Source organism: Tepidimonas sp. (genome assembly GCF_036824975.1).
In the GTDB taxonomy this organism is placed as follows: Bacteria; Pseudomonadota; Gammaproteobacteria; order Burkholderiales; family Burkholderiaceae_C; genus Tepidimonas.
Genome location: NZ_DAISZC010000004.1, coordinates 1 through 17,123 on the forward strand (window position 1 = coordinate 1; position 17,123 = coordinate 17,123).

Consider the following 17,123-nt stretch of genomic DNA (forward strand, 5'->3'; position numbering starts at 1 on the left):
ACAAAACCCAGAGCAGCCTCAGCAGCACACCACCACACACCGCTACCCCAGAGCCAGCGGCACAACCATCACCCACCTCTCGTCACCGTGTTTGTGACTTGGTGTTGAGTGGCCTGCCGCGTTCACAGGAGCCCGCTAGTATACACCAAAATCGAATAGCAAAACGCTCGCCTCCGGCTACGGCCTGCACGTCGGCCTTTTGGCCACGGTGGCGGCCCAACCGGCAACGGCGCACACGGGTAGCACTGCAGGTCTGCACCGAGGCCGTGCAGAGCGAGCCGCGTGCCATCGCAGCCGAACTGGCGGATGGCACGTGTTAGGGACGCGAATCGCTGCGGGCATGGGCCTCGAGGCATGTCGCCGCTAAGGCCAAGCTAATGCAAGCCCGGCAGCACTCGAAGACGCTAGATCGTCAAGCATGTCCTCGATCCCCTCCTGCTCGCGGGTGGGTGGTGCGCGGTTGCACCAGCGGTCGCCGGGGCGACTGCGTGCCGCGCGCGTGCACTCCAGAATGCCGCTCATGGGAACGATTTACCTGGTGCGTCACGCGCAGGCCTCGTTCGGCTCGGACGACTACGACCGACTCAGCCCACTGGGCTGGCGCCAGGGCCAGCGACTGGGAGAGCATTTGCGCGCCCATGGTCTACACTTTGACGCCGTCTTTACCGGTACCCTGCGCCGGCATCACGAAACGTGGCTGGCGATCCGCACGGGCTGGGAAGCGGCACGGGACGCGCAGGTCTGGCCGGGACTGGACGAATACGACAGTGCAGCCCTGATCGAGGCGCTCAAAGCCCCGCCGCCGGGGGACCTGCACACGCCTGAGGGCTACCGCGCCCACTTCCGGTTGCTGCGCGACGCGCTGCGCCAGTGGATGGCGGGCGTGATTTCACCGCGCGGCATGCCGGACTATGAGGCATTTCGCAGTGCTGCGGTGTCGCTGCTGGAGCACATACGCCATGCGCACACGGGCGATGTGTTGGTAATCAGCAGTGGCGGCCCGATTGCCTCCCTGGTGGGCCACCTGCTGGGGACCAGCCCGGAAGCGTCGATCGAACTCAACCTGCGGCTGCGCAACACGGCAGTGTCCGAAGTGGCGCACACGCCCAGGCGCTGCGCGCTGGTCAGCTTCAACACGCTGCCGCATTTGACGGCCCCCGAGTACCGCGACTGGATCACACACGCCTGATGGGGCTGGATACCCACCACCGGGAGGTGTTTGAACAGCCTTGGCACTGCCTGGGCGCGAAACGCGCGCCGTGCCCATGCAGCACACCGGCGTTCGCATCCAGAATTCTTCGACCGGGCTCCGACCGGGTAGCGGCCGAATGGCCTGGGCCGTTGCCCCACAAAAACGACCCCAAACAACTCGCGTCCGTTCAGTGCGGAGACAGGCTGGGCCTAAACACCCTGAATGCTTTTTGGACCTGCGAGCGCACCCTGTGACGTTGGCGCCAGCGGCTGCGCGAAGCGGGCAGCTGCGCCCGGGCAGCTGCGCCGTCCTGTTCGGGGCCCCACAAGCCCGGGCGCTGCCGCCGCGTCAGGCGCGTGGCTGCGAGACGGCGGCATCCAGCGGCACCGCGCTGATGTCCTGCAGCAGCCGCGCCAGCGCGCGACCGGCGGCGTCGATCACCCGGCGCCCCCAAACGGCGTCGGCGGCAGCCGCGTCGCCGGCGGCACCCGCCGGGTGGATGTCCTGCATCTGCCAGTAAAACTTGGCGCTGCGCCCATTGCCCAGCAGCGGGTAGTCGCGCGCGCGCGCTTCGGACGACGAGGGATAGACCCGCAGCGCCGCTTGCCTGACGTGCTGCGGCGCCAGCGCCAGCATCACGGCAGTTTCGACCTGCCCGGCATGCACGCCAAACCGCTGCTCGCGCGCGTCGACGGCCGCCATCAGACGGTCGCCCTCCTCATCATGCCACGGCAGGTCGTACCAATTGATGCCCCACACCAGCAGATCGTGCTGCGCACGCAACTGGCGTCCGACCAGATCCATCAGGCCGACATGGCCGCCGTGGCCATTGAAGAACACCAGTTTGCGCACACCGGCACGTGCCACCGAGGCACCCACGTCGCGCCACAGGGCCAGCGCCGTCTCGGGCGCCAGCGTCAGCGTGCCGGGAAAGCGCGCATGCTCCGGGCTGAGGCCAACCGGCAGCGGGGGCAACACCAGAGCGGGCACGTCGGCGGTAACGTGCGGACCCGCCGCCGCCAGCACCGCCTCCACGATGGCCATATCGACGCCCAGCGGCAGATGCGGGCCATGCTGCTCGGTCGTCCCCACGGGCAGGATGGCGACAGTGCGCGCGCCATCGAGCGCGGCAAAGTCGGGCCAGCGCAGATCGACCCAGCGCTGCATGCCACCGGTGATACCTGAATCGTTCATGCCCGCATGATAGTCACCCCTAACGGCACGCGGTGCGCCTGCCCGCAGGCGATGTGGCGAGCGCACACCGGATCGCCTTCGGAGCTGCAAACCCAGCGTCGCCAGACAGCGGGCACGCGGCAAGCGTCGGCCGCAGCGGTCTGCAGGGTGTCAGGTCACCGGGAGGCGGCGCTGCCCTCATACATCCAGCGGCGCGACCACGGCAGCTCCTGGGCCGAGCGGCCCGCCGGGTGACACAGCACCTGGAACAGGGAAATCTGGTCGTGCTCGAACGCCCAGGCGCACCCGGCCAGATAGACACGCCAGATGCGCCAGATGCGCTCGGGCACCATGGTGCGCAGGCGCTCAGACTTGGCCTCGAACGCCCGGCTCCAGTGCGTCAGCGTCAACGCGTAGTGGCGGCGCAGGCTCTCGACGTCGAATGGCTCCAGGCCACCTTCCTGCATGGTGCGCAGCACGGTCGAGATATGCGGCAGCTCGCCATGGGGAAAAACGTACTTGTCGATGAAGCGGCCACCACCGTCCGGCGTTTCGCCGTCGTGGGCGTCCGTGGTCGTGATGCCATGGTTCATCGCCCAGCCGTCGGGTGCCAGGTGGCGGCGGATGATGCCGAAATACTCGGCCAGATGGTTGAGCCCGACGTGCTCGAACATGCCAACACTGGTGATGCGGTCAAACGTCCCCTCCAGGTCGCGGTAGTCTTGCAGCCGGATTTCGACGCGGTTGCTGAGCCCGGCCGCTGCCACGCGCTCGCGCGCCAGTTCGTACTGCGCCTGCGACAGGGTGATGCCGACACAGCGCGCGCCAAACGCCTGCGCGGCGCGGATGACCAGCGCGCCCCAGCCACAACCGATGTCGAGCAGGGTCTGCCCGGGCTGCAGCCGGATCTTGGTGAGGATGTGGTCGATTTTTTTGCGCTGCGCGGTGGCCAGATCCTCGTTGCCATTTTCGAAATAGGCGCACGAGTACACCATGGCCGGGTCGAGCCACTCGGCATAAAACGCATTGGAGACGTCGTAGTGGTACTGGATGGCTTCGCGATCGAGCTTGCGGTTGTGGGTGAACGCCTTGACCAGACGATGCAGCGTGCCACCCCCCTCCGATTGCGGGGCGTCGCGCCCGGCAGCCACCAGCGTGTGTGCGATGGCCAGCACATCGGCGATATCGCCCTCGACGTCGATACGCCCTTCAACGTAGGCCTCGCCCAGGGTATCCAGCGAGGGGGCCAGCAGTGCTGTCAGCGCCGCCGCGTCACGTACGGTCATGGTCACCCGCGGCTGCTCGAACCGACCCAAGTCCCAGCAGCGCGGCTCACCCTCACCCACTCCCCAGCAGACCCGCAGCGGCAGGTCCACCCGCTCACGCCAGCGGCGCACCCAACCCTCCAGCGGTTTGTCGATCGCCAGCATCCCGCGTCTCCTCTCTGAGTCGACCACGATCATTGTTGGCGATCGTCGCCGCGCTGCCAAGATGGGGCCTGCGATGGGAGCGATAGATTTTGTCAATTCATAGACGATGATCGACAATCCGGGAACCTGGGGCCACCAAGCCCTCTCTGTGCCTGTGCATCATGTTCGATCTCTGGCTGATTTATGTTGTAGGGCTGGCCGCCGCGGCGGCGTGGGGCTGCGCGTGGGCACGCCGGGCGCTGCTGGGCGGCGCCCAGCCCGCCCCCCCGTTCGCGGCGCTGGTGTGGCATGCGGCATACCCCTTGGGCCGCCGCGCGGGGCCGCGCGGGGTCAGTCTTGGCCTGGCGGCGTGGCTGGGACTGGCCGTGGCCCTGCCCGCAGCAGCGGCCACCCCCTCCGGCGCCGTGGCGCAGAGCGAGTTTTCCCGTGTGACGTTGCTGGCTCACGCGCCGTACGGCATCCAGCCGGGGCAGCCGCTATGGCTGGGGCTGCGCATCGAGCACGCCCCCGAATGGCACACCTACTGGAAAAACCCCGGTGACTCCGGCCTGCCGGTGGAACTGCAGTGGACGCTGCCTGCCGGCTGGCAAGCCGGTGACATTCAATGGCCGACTCCGCGCAAGTTTCCGCTTGGCGATCTGGCCAACTACGGCTACGACGGCACGGTACTGCTGCCGGTGCCGGTGATGGTCGCGGCAGCGCCCAGCGGCGCGGTGGAGGTGCGCCTGCACGCGACCTGGCTGATCTGTCGGCGCGAATGCGTACCCGAGGAGGCGCAGCTGAGCCTGCGTCTGCCCGGCCAGGCCGCCATCGTCGCCGATGCGGCGGCTTTCGAGGCCGCTTGGGCGGCCGCGCCGCAGCCGTCGTCTGCCACCGGCAGCCTGATGGTGGACACCGAGGGCCTGCACCTGCAGGTGCGTGGGCTGCCGGCGCCGTGGCAGGGGCAGGTTCTGGAGTTTTTCCCAGAGATGGGCAACCTGATCGCCCCGGGTGCCCCCTGGCAGCAGCGCTGGGCGGGCGATACGTGGCACGCCACCGTGCCGTTCAACCCCTACCGCTCCGACGCTCCGGATCGGCTGGCCTTCGTGCTGGCACCTGCCCATCCGCCCGGACAAGGTGCTGGCAGCCCCGGTGTGCGGCTCGACTGGCCGGTGCAGGGCAGCTGGCCGCCCGTGGCCCAGCCGCCCAGCGCGGTGGCGCCCGCCGAAGTGGCGCCTGCGGGCACGCCCGCGCCGTCGGCGCCGCGCCTGGGCCTGGGTCTGGCTCTGCTGGGTGCCCTGCTGGGCGGAATGATCCTGAACCTGATGCCCTGTGTGTTCCCGGTGCTGGCCATCAAGGTGATGGCGTTTCAGGCGCACGGGGCGGACACCCGTGCCCACCGGCTGGGCGGTTTGGCCTACACCGCGGGCGTGCTGGTGTCGTTCCTGGCGCTGGGGGCGCTGCTGCTGGCGCTGCGTGCGGCTGGAGAAGCGGTGGGCTGGGGCTTTCAGCTGCAAAATCCGTTGGTGGTGGCGGCGCTGGCCACGCTGTTCGTGGTCATCGCGCTCAACCTGGCGGGGGTGTTCGACGTCGGTCAGCTGGCGCCGGCGGGCTTGGCGGGCCTGCGACTGCGCCACCCGCTGGCCGACGCCTTCCTGACGGGTGTACTAGCCACGGCGGTGGCATCCCCCTGCACGGCACCGTTCATGGGCGCGTCGCTGGGACTGGCGGTGACACTGCCCGCAGGCGAGGCGCTGGCGGTCTTTGCGGCGCTTGGCCTGGGAATGGCCTTGCCTTACCTGGCCGCAAGCTGGTGGCCAGGCCTGGCGCGACGGTTGCCGCACCCCGGGCCGTGGATGGACACCTTCCGGCAGGCGATGGCCTTCCCGATGGGAGCAGCCGCCATCTGGCTGCTGTGGGTGCTGGGCCAGCAAAGCGGCATCGACGGCGTGGGCGCGCTGCTGCTCATTGTGCTGGCGCTGACGTGGGTGTTGTGGGCGTTGGGTCGTCGCGGACGCGCGCGCACCGTACTGCTGGTGCCGGGCGTGCTGGCGCTGGGCTCGGCCCTCGTTGCGCTGGGGCCGTACGTGACGCGTGAGGCCGCCAGTGCCCCGACCAGTACATCCAACGCGCAGTGGGAAACTTGGACCCCACAGCGTCAAAGCGAACTGCTCGCCCAGGGGCGACCGGTGTTCGTGGACTTCACCGCTGCGTGGTGTGTCACCTGCCAAGTCAACAAAGCGGCGGTGCTGGAGGACCCAGGGGTGCTGCAGGATGCTGCGGCAGCGGGCATCGCGCTGCTGCGCGCCGACTGGACGCGGCGCGACCCCGTGATCGCCGAGGCACTGGCGGCGCTGGGCCGCAACGGGGTGCCCGTGTACGTGCTGCACGTCCCCGGCCGGCCACCGCAGGTGATGCGCGAAATCCTGCGCACGGCCGACGTGCGCGCCGCCTTCCAGGCAGTGGGGCAACGATAATCCCCGCATGAGTTTCGCGCCGCTGCACAACGACACTTTTCTGCGCGCCTGCCTGGGGCAGGCCACACCCTACACGCCCATCTGGCTGATGCGCCAGGCAGGGCGCTATCTGCCGGAATACCGAGCCACGCGCGAGCGCGCCGGCAGCTTCATGGGGCTGGCGACAAACGTCGACTTTGCCACCGAAGTGACGTTGCAACCGCTGCAGCGCTATGCGCTGGATGCCGCCATCCTGTTTTCCGACATCCTGACGGTGCCGGATGCAATGGGACTGGGGCTGCGCTTCGTCAGCGGCGAAGGCCCAACATTCGAGCGCCCCGTGCGCACCGAGGCCGATGTGGCGGCACTGGCCGTGCCCGACCTGGAACGCCTGCGCTACGTCTTCGACGCCGTGGCGGCGATACGGCGTGCACTCAATGGCCAAGTGCCGCTGATCGGTTTTTCCGGCAGCCCATGGACCCTGGCATGCTACATGGTCGAAGGCGGCGGCTCGGACGACTACCGGCTGGTCAAGACCCTGCTCTACAGCCGCCCCGACCTGATGCACCGTATTCTGGCCGTCAATGCCGATGCGGTGGCAGCCTATCTGACGGCGCAGATCCACGCCGGTGCCCAGGCGGTGATGATCTTCGACAGCTGGGGCGGGGTACTGGCCGACGGGGCGTTCCAGACCTTCAGCCTGGCCTACACGCGCCGCGTGCTGCAGCAACTGCCCCGGGAGCACGAGGGACAGGTCATCCCGCGCATCGTCTTCACCAAAGGCGGCGGCCTGTGGCTGGACGATATGGCGCAGCTGGACTGCGATGTGCTGGGAGTGGACTGGACGGTGCATCTGGGGCGGGCGCGCGCGCGGGTGGGCGGCCAGCCCGGGGAGCCCGGCAAGGCCCTGCAGGGCAATCTTGACCCCGCGGTGCTGCTGGCCCCACCCGACGTGGTGGCGCGCGAGGCGGTGGCGGTGCTGGAGTCGTTTGGCATGCCGCACACCGACCCCACCCGCCGCGGCCCCACGCACATCTTCAACCTGGGGCACGGCATCGGCCTGCACACGCCGCCGGAACACGTCCATGCGCTGGTGGAGACCGTGCATGCGCACTCGCGCCACATGCGGCAGGCCGCCGTCGGGCGCCGGTCATGACAGCCACCGGTGCGCCGCCGGGAGGTCTGCCGCGGGCGCACACGCCACCCGGCACGACGGCCGGGCCCGCAGCGGGCGATCCCTGGCGGCAAGCGCCAGCCCGGGGTTTATTCCCACGATACCCACCTCATGGGGGGTAACATCACACGCGATCGAGCCGCACATTCGTCAAGGCGTGCGGCTTATGCACACGAAACGAGGGGCGACGTCAAAGTGGCAGCTGGCCACAGATCTTTCGGCGCGACCTCGACGAATCATCGTAACATTTTGTTTTGTAATACTTTTTCAGCTTTGCTGATTTTTTGGGCAATCTGTTGCTGGTCTTAACCCTCAAGGCTTTACGCTTGACATCCGCAGGTTGCCAACAAAGTTATCCACAGTATCGTGGGACAGCGTGCAAAACCCTTGATGGCTCAGGCGCTTGGAGTGGCCACCGCACCGACGTCCAACGGGGAGGCCAGGGACGCCGCCATGCCAAGCGGGACACCGCAGCCCACCGAGCCCGCAACCCCCGTTGAGGTGGTCGTCGCCACCCCTGCCCACAGCGGGTTGGCCGACAGCCTGACCTACCTCAGCCGACATTCCCTGCCGCCCGGGACACTGGTGCGGGTGCCGCTGGGGCGGCGGCGGGTGCTGGGCATCGTGTGGGACGCGCCGGCAGAGGATGCCCCCGCGCCCACCACCGCGTTGCGCCCGGTGGAAGAGGTGTGGACGGCGCTGCCGCCGCTGGACGCCCACTGGCGCGCGCTGGTGCGCTTTGCCGCGCGTTATTACCAGCGCGCCCCTGGGGAGATCGCCCTGGCAGCGCTTCCCCCGACGCTGCGCGCAGGCGACGCGGCCCGCTTGCAGCGACGCCTGGCCCGCCCGGGTGCTGGTCCCACGCCAGCGCCCGGCGCTGGCGCCGCCGAGCCCCCAGTGCTGACCGCCGCCCAGCGTCAGGCGCTGCAAGCCATCGAGGCCAGCGACCGCCCGGTGCTGCTATTCGGGGCCACGGGCAGCGGGAAAACCGAGGTGTATCTGCAGGCAGCCGAGCGCCTGCTGCGCCGCGACCCGCACGCGCAGGTGCTGGTGCTGGTGCCGGAGATCAACCTCACGCCGCAGCTGCTGGCGCGCTTGCAGCAGCGTTTCGGCGACGCGGTGGTGACGCTGCACTCGGGACTGACGCCCGCGCAGCGGCTGCGGGCGTGGCTGGCGGCCCACCAGGGGCACGCACGCATCGTGCTGGGCACGCGCATGGCCATCTTCGCCAGCCTGCCGCGGCTGCGCCTGATCGTGGTGGACGAGGAGCACGACCCCAGCTACAAAAGCCAGGAGGGGGCGCGGTACTCGGCACGCGACTTAGCGGTGTATCGCGCTCATCTGGGCGCCGCCGACGGCTGCCGGGTCGTGCTCGGGTCGGCCACGCCATCGCTGGAGAGCTGGCACGCTGCCCAGACGGGACGCTATCTGCGCGTCGAAATGGGCGAGCGCATGGGCGGTGCGCGGTGGCCGCGCCTGCGCCTGCTGGACACGCGACAGCTGCCGCGCGGCACGGTGCTGGCCCCGGCGCTGCTGCAGGCCATTGCCGCGCGGGTGGCGCGTGGTGAGCAGGCGCTGGTGCTGCTCAACCGCCGCGGCTACGCCCCGGTGATCGGCTGCGGCCACTGCGGCTGGAAAAGCGCCTGCCCGCACTGCAGCGCCTATCTGGTCTTTCACAAAACCGAACGCGCCCTGCGTTGTCACCACTGCGGCCATCGCACCCCGGTACCCCAGCACTGCCCATCCTGCGGCGACCCCGATCTGCACGCGCTCGGCCAGGGCACGCAGCAGCTACAGGAACGCCTGGCCATGGAGCTGGCCAGCCTGCAACGCTCCGATGGGACGCCGGTGCGCGTTGGCCGCCTGGATGCCGACAGCGCCCGCGCCGCCGGTGCGCTGGAGGACACGCTGCAGGCGGTGCACCAGGGCGACATCGACGTGCTGGTGGGCACCCAAATGATCGCCAAGGGGCACGATTTCCGGCGCATCACGCTGGTGGCCAGCGTCAACACCGACGGTGCGCTGTTTGCCAGCGACTGGCGCGCGCCGGAACGGCTGTTTACCCTGCTGATGCAGGCCGCCGGGCGCGCTGGGCGCGACGCGGCATTCGTAGCCGCGCAGGACAGCGCGGTGGAGCTGTGGGTGCAGACGGCGCACCCCGGACATCCGCTGTTTGCCGCGCTGGCGCGACACGACTTCGCGGCCTTTGCCGCGCGGCAGCTGCAGGAACGCCGACAGGCCGGCATGCCGCCGTTTAGTCACCAGGCGCTGCTGCGGGCCGAAGCGCGCCAGCTGCCGGTGGCGCTGCAGTGGCTGACTGAGGCACGCGCCGCCGCGGCGGACTTGCCTGGCGCCGCCCTCGTCACGCTGTATGCGCCGGTACCGATGACGCTGACCCGGGTGGCCGATGTCGAACGCGCCCAGCTGCTGCTGGAGTCGAGCCACCGCCCGGCGCTACAGGCCTTTCTGGCTGCCTGGTTGCCGCGCCTGCACGCGCTGCGCGCCGGCCCCACGGGGCGCGGCCTGCTGCGCTGGGCCATCGACGTCGATCCGCTGCATTTTTGAGCCACCGCGGCGGCTGATGCCACTGCTGTGGGTTGGCAGGGCAACCACGGGTTCGTTGCTGTGCTCAAGTGCCTTGCCGCCTGTTAACGACACGCCCGGGTTCGGCCATGGAGGCTGTGGCGTTCAGAAACAGCACGGACTGCGCGACAGCGCCTACCGCCGGCAGCATGGCGTGGGCGACCACGACGACTCAGCGCAGCCAGGCCACTGCCGCCGAAAAGGTGAGGAATGCCAGCGCCGTGGACACCAAAATGATACGCGCCACGCGCCCGTTGTCGGCGCCCATGCGCTCGGCCAGCAGCGACACATTGCTGGCGCTGGGCAGCGCCGCCGTCAGCACCAGCGTCTGCAGGGCGGCCGGCTGCAGCCCCACCCCCAACTGGATGGCAGCCGCCCCCACCAGCAACACCAGCAACGGATGCACGAACAGCTTCACCAGCGCCAGTGGCACGTAGTCGCGCAGCGGCATCGGATGGTCGGCCTGCAGCTGCGAGCGCGCCAGCACCGCCCCGATGGTAAACAGCGCCACCGGACTGGCGGCGTCGGCCAGCAAGGCCACCGTTTTGTCCAGTGGGCCAGGCAGCGTCACGCGCCATGCCGATGCGGCTGCTCCCAAACCGATAGCCCAGGGCATGGGGTTGCGCAGCACCCCCAACAGGGCCTGTTTCAGCGCTGCGCGCGCGCCACCCTCGCCTGCATCCAGACGCGACAGCGCAATACACAGCGAACTGGTGATGACCATATCCACCACGATGACCACGATCACCGTCCCCACCGCTGGGGGCCCCAGCAGCGCGGCGATCAGGGGCACGCCCATGAAGCCCGAATTGGGAAACGCTGCCACCAGGGCACCGAACGCCGCGTCGTTCCAGCGAATGCGACGGCCCAAGCTGATCGCCACCGCAAACCCCACCACCAGCAGCGCGCACAGCAGCCACACGCCAGCCACCGCCGCATCCAGCAGTTGGGCAATGGGGGTGGAGGCGCCAAAGCGGTACAGCATCGCCGGCAGGGCAAAAAACAGCACGAAACCGTTGAGGCCAGGGATGGCGTCCAGCGGCAGCCAGCGCCGCCGCGCCGCCAGATAGCCCGCCGCCACCAGCGCAAAGAAGGGAAACGTAACCAGCAATATTGCGCCCATCACCTCCATGGTAGCGGGCCGCTGCCGGGGCGCGGTCCCCGTGTGTCGTTTGCGTTACCGGGTGTCTGATAAGGGCGTCCAACCGAACGACCCGTCCGCAACATCGACTCAGTGGGAGCCCGCTGGCACCCACATCGGGTTTCAGCCACCGCCTCACCCCATACCGACCAAGGCCATGCCGGGCAACCGAACTATGATTGCGCCCCGCCCGCATTGTGGCCCGACGCGGCGGCACGTCTGCAGCCGCTGTGTCTCGCCCTTTCACGACCGATGCACGACACCCTCAACCCCGCCCAGCTCGAAGCCGTCTGCCACTTGCATGGACCCTCGCTCGTACTGGCCGGCGCCGGATCGGGCAAGACACGCGTCATCACCCACAAAATCGCGCGCCTGATCCAGGCCGGGCTGGCACCGCAGCGCATCGCCGCCATCACCTTCACCAACAAGGCCGCGGCCGAAATGCGCGAACGCGCCCGCGCCTTGGTCGGTAAGGCGGCACAAGGGGTACTGCTGTGCACGTTTCACGCGCTGGGGGTGCGCATCCTGCGCGAAGACGGCACCGCCATCGGACTCAAACCGCAGTTTTCCATTTTGGACACCGACGACATCGTCAACTTACTCAAAGACTGCGGCGGCACCACCGACCGCACCACCGCACGCCACTGGCAGTGGGTGATCAGCCAGTGGAAAGGAGCGGGGCTGGACGCCGCCGCCGCGCTGGCACAGGCGCGCGACGACGCCGAGCGGCAGATCGCGCTCGTCATGGCGCGCTACCAGGAGCGCCTCAACGCCTATCAGGCGGTGGACTTCGACGACCTCATCACGCTACCGCTGAAGCTGCTGCGCGAACACGCGGACGTACGCGCGCGCTGGCAGCAGCGCCTGGGCCACGTGCTGGTGGACGAATACCAGGACACCAGCGCCACCCAATACGAGCTGCTCAAACGGTTGGTGGGCCACGGCGAGCGCGACAATCCGCGCCTGACCTGCGTTGGCGACGACGACCAGTCCATCTACGGCTGGCGCGGCGCCACCCTGGACAACCTGCGCCGCCTGCCACAGGATTTTCCAACCCTCAAGGTCATCAAGCTGGAGCAAAACTACCGCTCCACCAACGCCATCCTGCGCGCGGCCAACGCCGTCATCGGCCCCAACCCCAAGCTGTTTCCCAAGACGCTGTGGAGCGCGCTGGGCGAGGGCGAGCCAGTGCGTGTGCTGGCCTGCGATCACGAGGAGCACGAGGCCGAGCGTGCGGTGGCGCGCCTGCAGGGGCTGCGCGCGCAGGGCGCGGCGTGGCGCGACTGCGCCATCCTGTATCGCGCCAACCACCAATCACGCGCCTTCGAGGTGGCGCTGCGCCGCGCCGGCATCCCCTACAAGGTCTCGGGCGGCACCAGCTTTTTCGATCGCGCCGAAATCAAGGACCTGTGTGCCTGGCTGCGTCTGCTGGCCAACGAGGACGACGACCCGGCGTTTCTGCGCGCCATCACCACGCCCCGGCGCGGCATCGGCCACCAGACCCTGGCGCAGCTCGGCCAGCTGGCCGCCAGCGCGCGCTTGAGCCTGTTCGAGACGTTGTTTTCGCACACGCTGGCGGCCACGCTGCCCGCCCGTGCGCTGGCGGCGCTGCACGAGTTCGGGCGCTACGTCAACGAGCTGCAGTACCGGGCCCGTCACGCCGTGGGCCACGAGGCGGCGCGCGCCGTGCTCGTGGACTGGCTGCGCGATATCGGCTACGAAGCACACCTGCACGAACACGCCGACAGCGAGCAGCAAGCCAGCGCACGCTGGGGCAATGTGCTCGACTTCGTGGACTGGATGGCGCAGCGCTGCGGCGGGCAGATCGACGACATGGGGGGTACCAGCGCGGTGCGCGAGCCGCGTCCGTTGCTGGAAGTGGCGCAGACGGTAGCCCTGATCAGTACCCTGTCCGAACGCGAGCAGGACCAGGACGTCGTGACGCTGTCGACACTGCACGCCGCCAAGGGACTGGAGTGGCCGCACGTAATGCTGGTCGGCGTCAACGAGGGGTTGCTGCCATTCAAGCCCGACGCCGACGGCGACCCACAGGCGCTGGCGGCGCGCATCGAGGAAGAGCGCCGACTGATGTATGTCGGCATCACGCGCGCGCAGCGCACGCTGGTGGTGAGCTGGCTCAAGCAGCGCAAGCAGGGGCGCGAGCGCGTGGCGGCACAGCCCAGCCGCTTCATCGCCGAAATGCAGCTCGACCCGGCCACCACACAGGAGGACCCGCGCGCCAAGCTGCGCGCGCTGCGCGCCGAATTTGCCGCACGGGCGGCGGTGCAGGCGGTGCGCTGACGCGCGCGCAAGCCTCGGGGCCACGGTGCCTGGGCACCTGGACATGGCCGCGTGCCGTCGCTTAAGATCATACCTATTTTGATACTTTTGCGCGCGACTGCATGAATCAGCTCATTTTGCGCAGATTTGCCATGCTGGCGGTATGTGCACTCGGTCTGCTTGGCGCCATGGGCGCGTCGGCGCAGGACACACCGCTGCCACCCCCTACCGAACGCGTGGTGCTGACCATCAGCGGCCAGATCGGGGTGCGCAACCAGGGGCCGCACGCCGCCTTCGACCTGCCGATGCTCGAGCGCCTGCCACAGCACCGCTTCACCACCCGCACGCCATGGGATGAGCACCCCGTCACCTTCAGTGGACCGCGGCTGCGCGACGTGTTGGCCGCGGTGCGCGTACAGGGACGCCAGCTGCGCGCCACCGCACTCAACGACTACCGCATCGTCATCCCGGCGGAAGATGCGCAGCGCTTCGACGTCGTCATTGCCACCCGCCGGGATGGCAAGCCGATGGCCGTGCGCGACAAGGGGCCACTGTTCATCGTCTACCCCTTCGACAGCGATCCGGTGCTCAGGGACAAGCGCTACTACGAACGGTCGATCTGGCAGCTCAAGTCGATCGAGGTCGAATGAGTCCACCGACCGACGGTGCCACGCCGGCCCCCTCTCCTCCTTCGCACCCGGCCGAGGGACGCCGCTTCCTGGTCGCACTTGCACTCACGACCACGCTGCTGGCGCTCGGCCTGGCGGTACTGCTGGTGGCCTTCATCCGCCAGACCCAGTCGGCCGAGGAAACCGCGCAGCTGCAGCAGAACGACTCGATCACCGCGCTGCTGTCCCAGCACGAGCGCGAATTCCTGCGCCTGCGCGAACAGCTGCACCTCGAAATCGCCCGCCCCGGGCCGCCGGACTGGCATGCGCTGGCGCTGCGGCTGGACATCTATGCCGGCCGGCTGGCGCTACTGCGCCAAAGCCCCTCCACCCGCCCGCTGGAGGCGGACCCGAATTTCGTGGCGCTGCTGCCGCGCCTGCAGTCGCTGGTGGCCCGCGCCGACGATGTGCTGGCCACGCAACGCCGCACCGGGCTGGCGACGTGGCTCGAGGAGATGATGGCGCTGGGACCGGAGGTTCAGGCGCTCACCCTCGCCGCCAACAGCCGCGTGGCGACCCTGATCGACAGCAAGCTGGACGAAGTGCGACGCCTGCGCGGCTACGTGGTCTGGTTGATGACGGCCCAGGTCACGCTGCTGCTGACGGCCGCCGCCGCCTTGTGGTGGCGCCACCAGCGCCAGCAGCGTGAACAGCAGCAGCTGCACGCGCTCAACACCGCGCTGGCGCAGGCGCGCGACGCCGCCGAAGCCGCCAGCCGCGCAAAAAGCCAGTTTCTGGCCAACATGAGTCACGAGCTGCGCACCCCCTTCAACGGCGTGCTCGGCATGCTCGACGTACTGGCCGACAGCCCGCTGGACGCCCATCAGCGCGAGCAGCTGAACACGGCGCGTGCGTCAGCCGAGCACCTGCTGAGCCTGCTCAACGATATCCTGGACCTGTCGGCACTCGACGCCGGACAGATCCGCATCCAGACCGCCGCCGTCGACCTGCCCCAACTGGCGCGCGACGTGCTGCGCTGGCTGCAGCCCCAGGCCGACGCCAAGGGGCTGCGGCTGACGCTGCAAATCGATGCCGACGCTCCGTCTCGGGTGCAGGCCGATGCCACGCGGGTGCGCCAGATTCTGCTCAACCTGATCGGCAACGCCATCAAGTTCACCGAACGCGGCAGTGTGGACGTGCAGCTGCGGGCCGAACCGGTCGGCCCGACACAGATCCGCTGGCGGCTGCGCGTCACCGACACCGGCATCGGCATCGACGCCGCCACGCAGGCGCGGCTATTCCAGCGTTTTCAGCAGGCCGATCCCTCGATCCGACGCCGCTACGGCGGCAGCGGGCTGGGGCTGGACATTGCACGCACGCTGGCGCGACTGATGGGCGGCGACATCACCGTGCGCAGCACCCCCGGCGAGGGCTCGATCTTCACCGCCACCTGGCTGACCAGCCTCTGCGCGGCGCCTGATGCGGTGGCCCCGTGGGCACCACCGGTAAGCACCGCCGCCGCCACCGGTGCGCAAACCGACGCTCAGCCGGTCGCCCCTTTGGCGGCGACCGGTGACGCCACCCCGGCCAACCCGCACGCCGCCGCAGCGGCAGCGCCAACCCCGGCGGCCCTGCGCGTGCTGGTGGCCGAAGACCACCCCGTCAACCGCAAGGTGGTTGGACTCCTGCTGCAGCGGCTCGGCCACGAGGTCGAATTCGCCGAAGACGGGCTGCAGGCCGTGCAGCGCGCGGCAGCGCAGGACTTCGACGTCATTCTGATGGACATTCACATGCCCCAGCTCGACGGACTGGAGGCGACACGGCGCATCCGCGCGCTGCCCGGCCTGCGTGGCCGCGTGCCCATCGTGGCGCTCAGCGCCGACGTGATGGACGACGCGGTCGCGCAGGCACGCGCGGCCGGCATGGACAGCTTCCTGCCCAAACCGGTGCAGGCCGCGCCACTGCGTGCCGCCCTGGCGGCGGTGCGGGCAGAGCGCGACGGCGGCATCACCAGCCCAGCCCCAGATGCAGCGGCAGATACACCGCCATCCCCGTGACGATGGTGCCCAGCACGCCGCCGCGCCAGAAAAACCAGCCAGCGCCGGCCGCTGCGGCAAACAGCCGCGCGTCCTGCCAGGTGGACAGCAACACTCCTTGCTGCAGCAACAGCTCCGGGGCCACGACTGCCGACAGCGCCGCGATCGGCGCGTAATGCAGGCCCCGTTCGGCCCAGCGCGGCAGGTGCCAGGTGCGGTCGGACAGGAAAAAAAAGCCGCGTGTGACCACGGTCACCACCCCCAGCGCGACGAACACCAGCAGCCGCCACGGATCCAGCTCCATCACGCCCCCCTGCGTTGGCGCCACGCGGCGGTGCCGGCCTCGGCCACCAGGCACACCGCCACGGCCGCCGCGATCGCCACCACAATGTTGAGCCGCAGGGGCAGCGCCCACGCCGCTACCGCCGCCAGACCCGACACCAGCGCCGACAGCACCCGCAAGCGCGACGTGGCCAGCGAACACGCAACCCCCAGCAGCGCCAGCGTGCCGGCAAACCCCAGTCCCCACGCCACCGGGATCACGTTCGCCAACGCGATGCCCAGAATACTGGCCGCCATCCAGAACGCATAGTTGATGCCGCAGCTGCCGGCCAGGTAGGCCTCCTGCTCGCGCCGTTCGGCCTCGCTGCGGCCCGGATACGGGTAGCGGCGCGCGAAAAAGACGTAGCTCAAATCCCCCGTCAGGTAGCCCGTCAGCAGCCGCTGCCCGCGCGGCAAATGCCGCAAATACGGGCGCAGATGCAGCGAAAACACGACGAAGCGCAGGTTGACGCAAAACGCCGCCGCCAGCACCACCCACAGCGGTGCACCGCCCACGATCAGAGGCACTGCGGTGAGTTGGGCACTGCCGGCATACACCAGCAGCGTCATCAACAGGGCCTCCAGCGGAGACAGTCCGCCCTGGACCATCGCCACACCAGTCATCAGACCCCAAGCGCCGATACCGGTGGCTACCCCAAGCAGCTCGCGCGCACCCTGGCGGAACGCAGGTTGCCGCCACAGCGCCGGATCCAGAAACGAAGCGCGCCAAAACGGCGTCGCCACCGCTGC

The 17,123-nt window shown here is 69.2% G+C and carries 12 protein-coding genes; 7 read left to right on the forward strand and 5 right to left on the reverse strand.

Translation table 11 applies throughout. From position 1 onward, the window contains the following. Nucleotides 1–520: 520 nt before the first annotated feature. The gene (locus V7Z54_RS01000) at nucleotides 521–1,189 is read left to right on the forward strand and encodes a histidine phosphatase family protein (RefSeq protein ID WP_334133681.1); all 669 of its coding nucleotides are present in this window, start codon (nucleotides 521–523) and stop codon (nucleotides 1,187–1,189) included. Nucleotides 1,190–1,540: 351 nt separating this feature from the next. Here V7Z54_RS01000 and V7Z54_RS01005 read toward each other — a convergent pair whose 3' ends face one another. Together V7Z54_RS01005 and V7Z54_RS01010 are read right to left on the reverse strand one after the other, a co-directional pair. After that, on the reverse strand, nucleotides 1,541–2,386 hold the full coding sequence (locus V7Z54_RS01005) for a creatininase family protein (RefSeq protein ID WP_334133683.1): 846 nt from the start codon (nucleotides 2,384–2,386) through the stop codon (nucleotides 1,541–1,543). 155 nt (nucleotides 2,387–2,541) lie between these two features. Beyond that, nucleotides 2,542–3,795: a cyclopropane-fatty-acyl-phospholipid synthase family protein gene (locus V7Z54_RS01010; protein ID WP_334133685.1), complete on the reverse strand. Its 1,254-nt coding sequence runs from the start codon at nucleotides 3,793–3,795 to the stop codon at nucleotides 2,542–2,544. A gap of 161 nt (nucleotides 3,796–3,956) precedes the next feature. Here V7Z54_RS01010 and V7Z54_RS01015 point away from each other — a divergent pair, with 161 nt between their 5' ends. From V7Z54_RS01015 to priA, 3 genes are all read left to right on the forward strand, one after another. Further along, nucleotides 3,957–6,251, forward strand: coding sequence for a protein-disulfide reductase DsbD family protein (locus tag V7Z54_RS01015; RefSeq protein WP_334133687.1), 2,295 nt, complete (start codon nucleotides 3,957–3,959; stop codon nucleotides 6,249–6,251). Between the two features lie 7 nt (nucleotides 6,252–6,258). Beyond that, complete coding sequence (gene hemE, locus V7Z54_RS01020; RefSeq protein WP_334133689.1) at nucleotides 6,259–7,386, forward strand: uroporphyrinogen decarboxylase; 1,128 nt, start codon at nucleotides 6,259–6,261, stop codon at nucleotides 7,384–7,386. 471 nt (nucleotides 7,387–7,857) lie between these two features. Further along, nucleotides 7,858–9,969, forward strand: a complete 2,112-nt coding sequence (priA, locus tag V7Z54_RS01025) for a replication restart helicase PriA (RefSeq protein ID WP_334133691.1) — start codon at nucleotides 7,858–7,860, stop codon at nucleotides 9,967–9,969. Between the two features lie 190 nt (nucleotides 9,970–10,159). Here the strand turns inward: priA and V7Z54_RS01030 are convergent, their stop codons facing one another. Next, the gene (locus tag V7Z54_RS01030) at nucleotides 10,160–11,110 is read right to left on the reverse strand and encodes an AEC family transporter (protein ID WP_334133693.1); all 951 of its coding nucleotides are present in this window, start codon (nucleotides 11,108–11,110) and stop codon (nucleotides 10,160–10,162) included. Between the two features lie 270 nt (nucleotides 11,111–11,380). On the opposite strand from V7Z54_RS01030, the gene V7Z54_RS01035 reads away from it, so the two are divergent. The 3 genes from V7Z54_RS01035 to V7Z54_RS01045 all read left to right on the forward strand — a co-directional run bounded on the left by V7Z54_RS01035 (nucleotide 11,381) and on the right by V7Z54_RS01045 (nucleotide 16,073). Then, on the forward strand, nucleotides 11,381–13,429 hold the full coding sequence (locus tag V7Z54_RS01035; RefSeq protein ID WP_334133694.1) for an ATP-dependent helicase: 2,049 nt from the start codon (nucleotides 11,381–11,383) through the stop codon (nucleotides 13,427–13,429). Between the two features lie 101 nt (nucleotides 13,430–13,530). After that, entirely contained in the window at nucleotides 13,531–14,058 is a 528-nt protein-coding gene (locus tag V7Z54_RS01040) for a molybdopterin-dependent oxidoreductase (protein WP_334133696.1), read from the forward strand. Next, nucleotides 14,055–16,073, forward strand: a complete 2,019-nt coding sequence (locus V7Z54_RS01045; protein ID WP_334133698.1) for an ATP-binding protein — start codon at nucleotides 14,055–14,057, stop codon at nucleotides 16,071–16,073. Before V7Z54_RS01040 ends, V7Z54_RS01045 begins: the two co-directional genes overlap by 4 nt. Here V7Z54_RS01045 and V7Z54_RS01050 read toward each other — a convergent pair. Further along, complete coding sequence (locus tag V7Z54_RS01050; protein WP_443082398.1) at nucleotides 16,024–16,359, reverse strand: AzlD domain-containing protein; 336 nt, start codon at nucleotides 16,357–16,359, stop codon at nucleotides 16,024–16,026. The genes V7Z54_RS01045 and V7Z54_RS01050 overlap by 50 nt on opposite strands. Then, complete coding sequence (locus V7Z54_RS01055; protein ID WP_334133701.1) at nucleotides 16,356–17,117, reverse strand: AzlC family ABC transporter permease; 762 nt, start codon at nucleotides 17,115–17,117, stop codon at nucleotides 16,356–16,358. Before V7Z54_RS01055 ends, V7Z54_RS01050 begins: the two co-directional genes overlap by 4 nt. Nucleotides 17,118–17,123 lie beyond the last annotated feature (6 nt).

Excerpts from the sequence above, each read along its gene's own strand:
- V7Z54_RS01000 (WP_334133681.1), top strand. The coding sequence starts at position 521 with ATGGGAACGATTTACCTGGTGCGTCACGCGCAGGCCTCGTTCGGCTCG.
- V7Z54_RS01005 (WP_334133683.1), bottom strand. The coding sequence starts at position 2,386 with ATGAACGATTCAGGTATCACCGGTGGCATGCAGCGCTGGGTCGATCTG.
- V7Z54_RS01010 (WP_334133685.1), bottom strand. The coding sequence starts at position 3,795 with ATGCTGGCGATCGACAAACCGCTGGAGGGTTGGGTGCGCCGCTGGCGT.
- V7Z54_RS01015 (WP_334133687.1), top strand. The coding sequence starts at position 3,957 with ATGTTCGATCTCTGGCTGATTTATGTTGTAGGGCTGGCCGCCGCGGCG.
- hemE (WP_334133689.1), top strand. The coding sequence starts at position 6,259 with ATGAGTTTCGCGCCGCTGCACAACGACACTTTTCTGCGCGCCTGCCTG.
- priA (WP_334133691.1), top strand. The coding sequence starts at position 7,858 with ATGCCAAGCGGGACACCGCAGCCCACCGAGCCCGCAACCCCCGTTGAG.
- V7Z54_RS01030 (WP_334133693.1), bottom strand. The coding sequence starts at position 11,110 with ATGGGCGCAATATTGCTGGTTACGTTTCCCTTCTTTGCGCTGGTGGCG.
- V7Z54_RS01035 (WP_334133694.1), top strand. The coding sequence starts at position 11,381 with ATGCACGACACCCTCAACCCCGCCCAGCTCGAAGCCGTCTGCCACTTG.
- V7Z54_RS01040 (WP_334133696.1), top strand. The coding sequence starts at position 13,531 with ATGAATCAGCTCATTTTGCGCAGATTTGCCATGCTGGCGGTATGTGCA.
- V7Z54_RS01045 (WP_334133698.1), top strand. The coding sequence starts at position 14,055 with ATGAGTCCACCGACCGACGGTGCCACGCCGGCCCCCTCTCCTCCTTCG.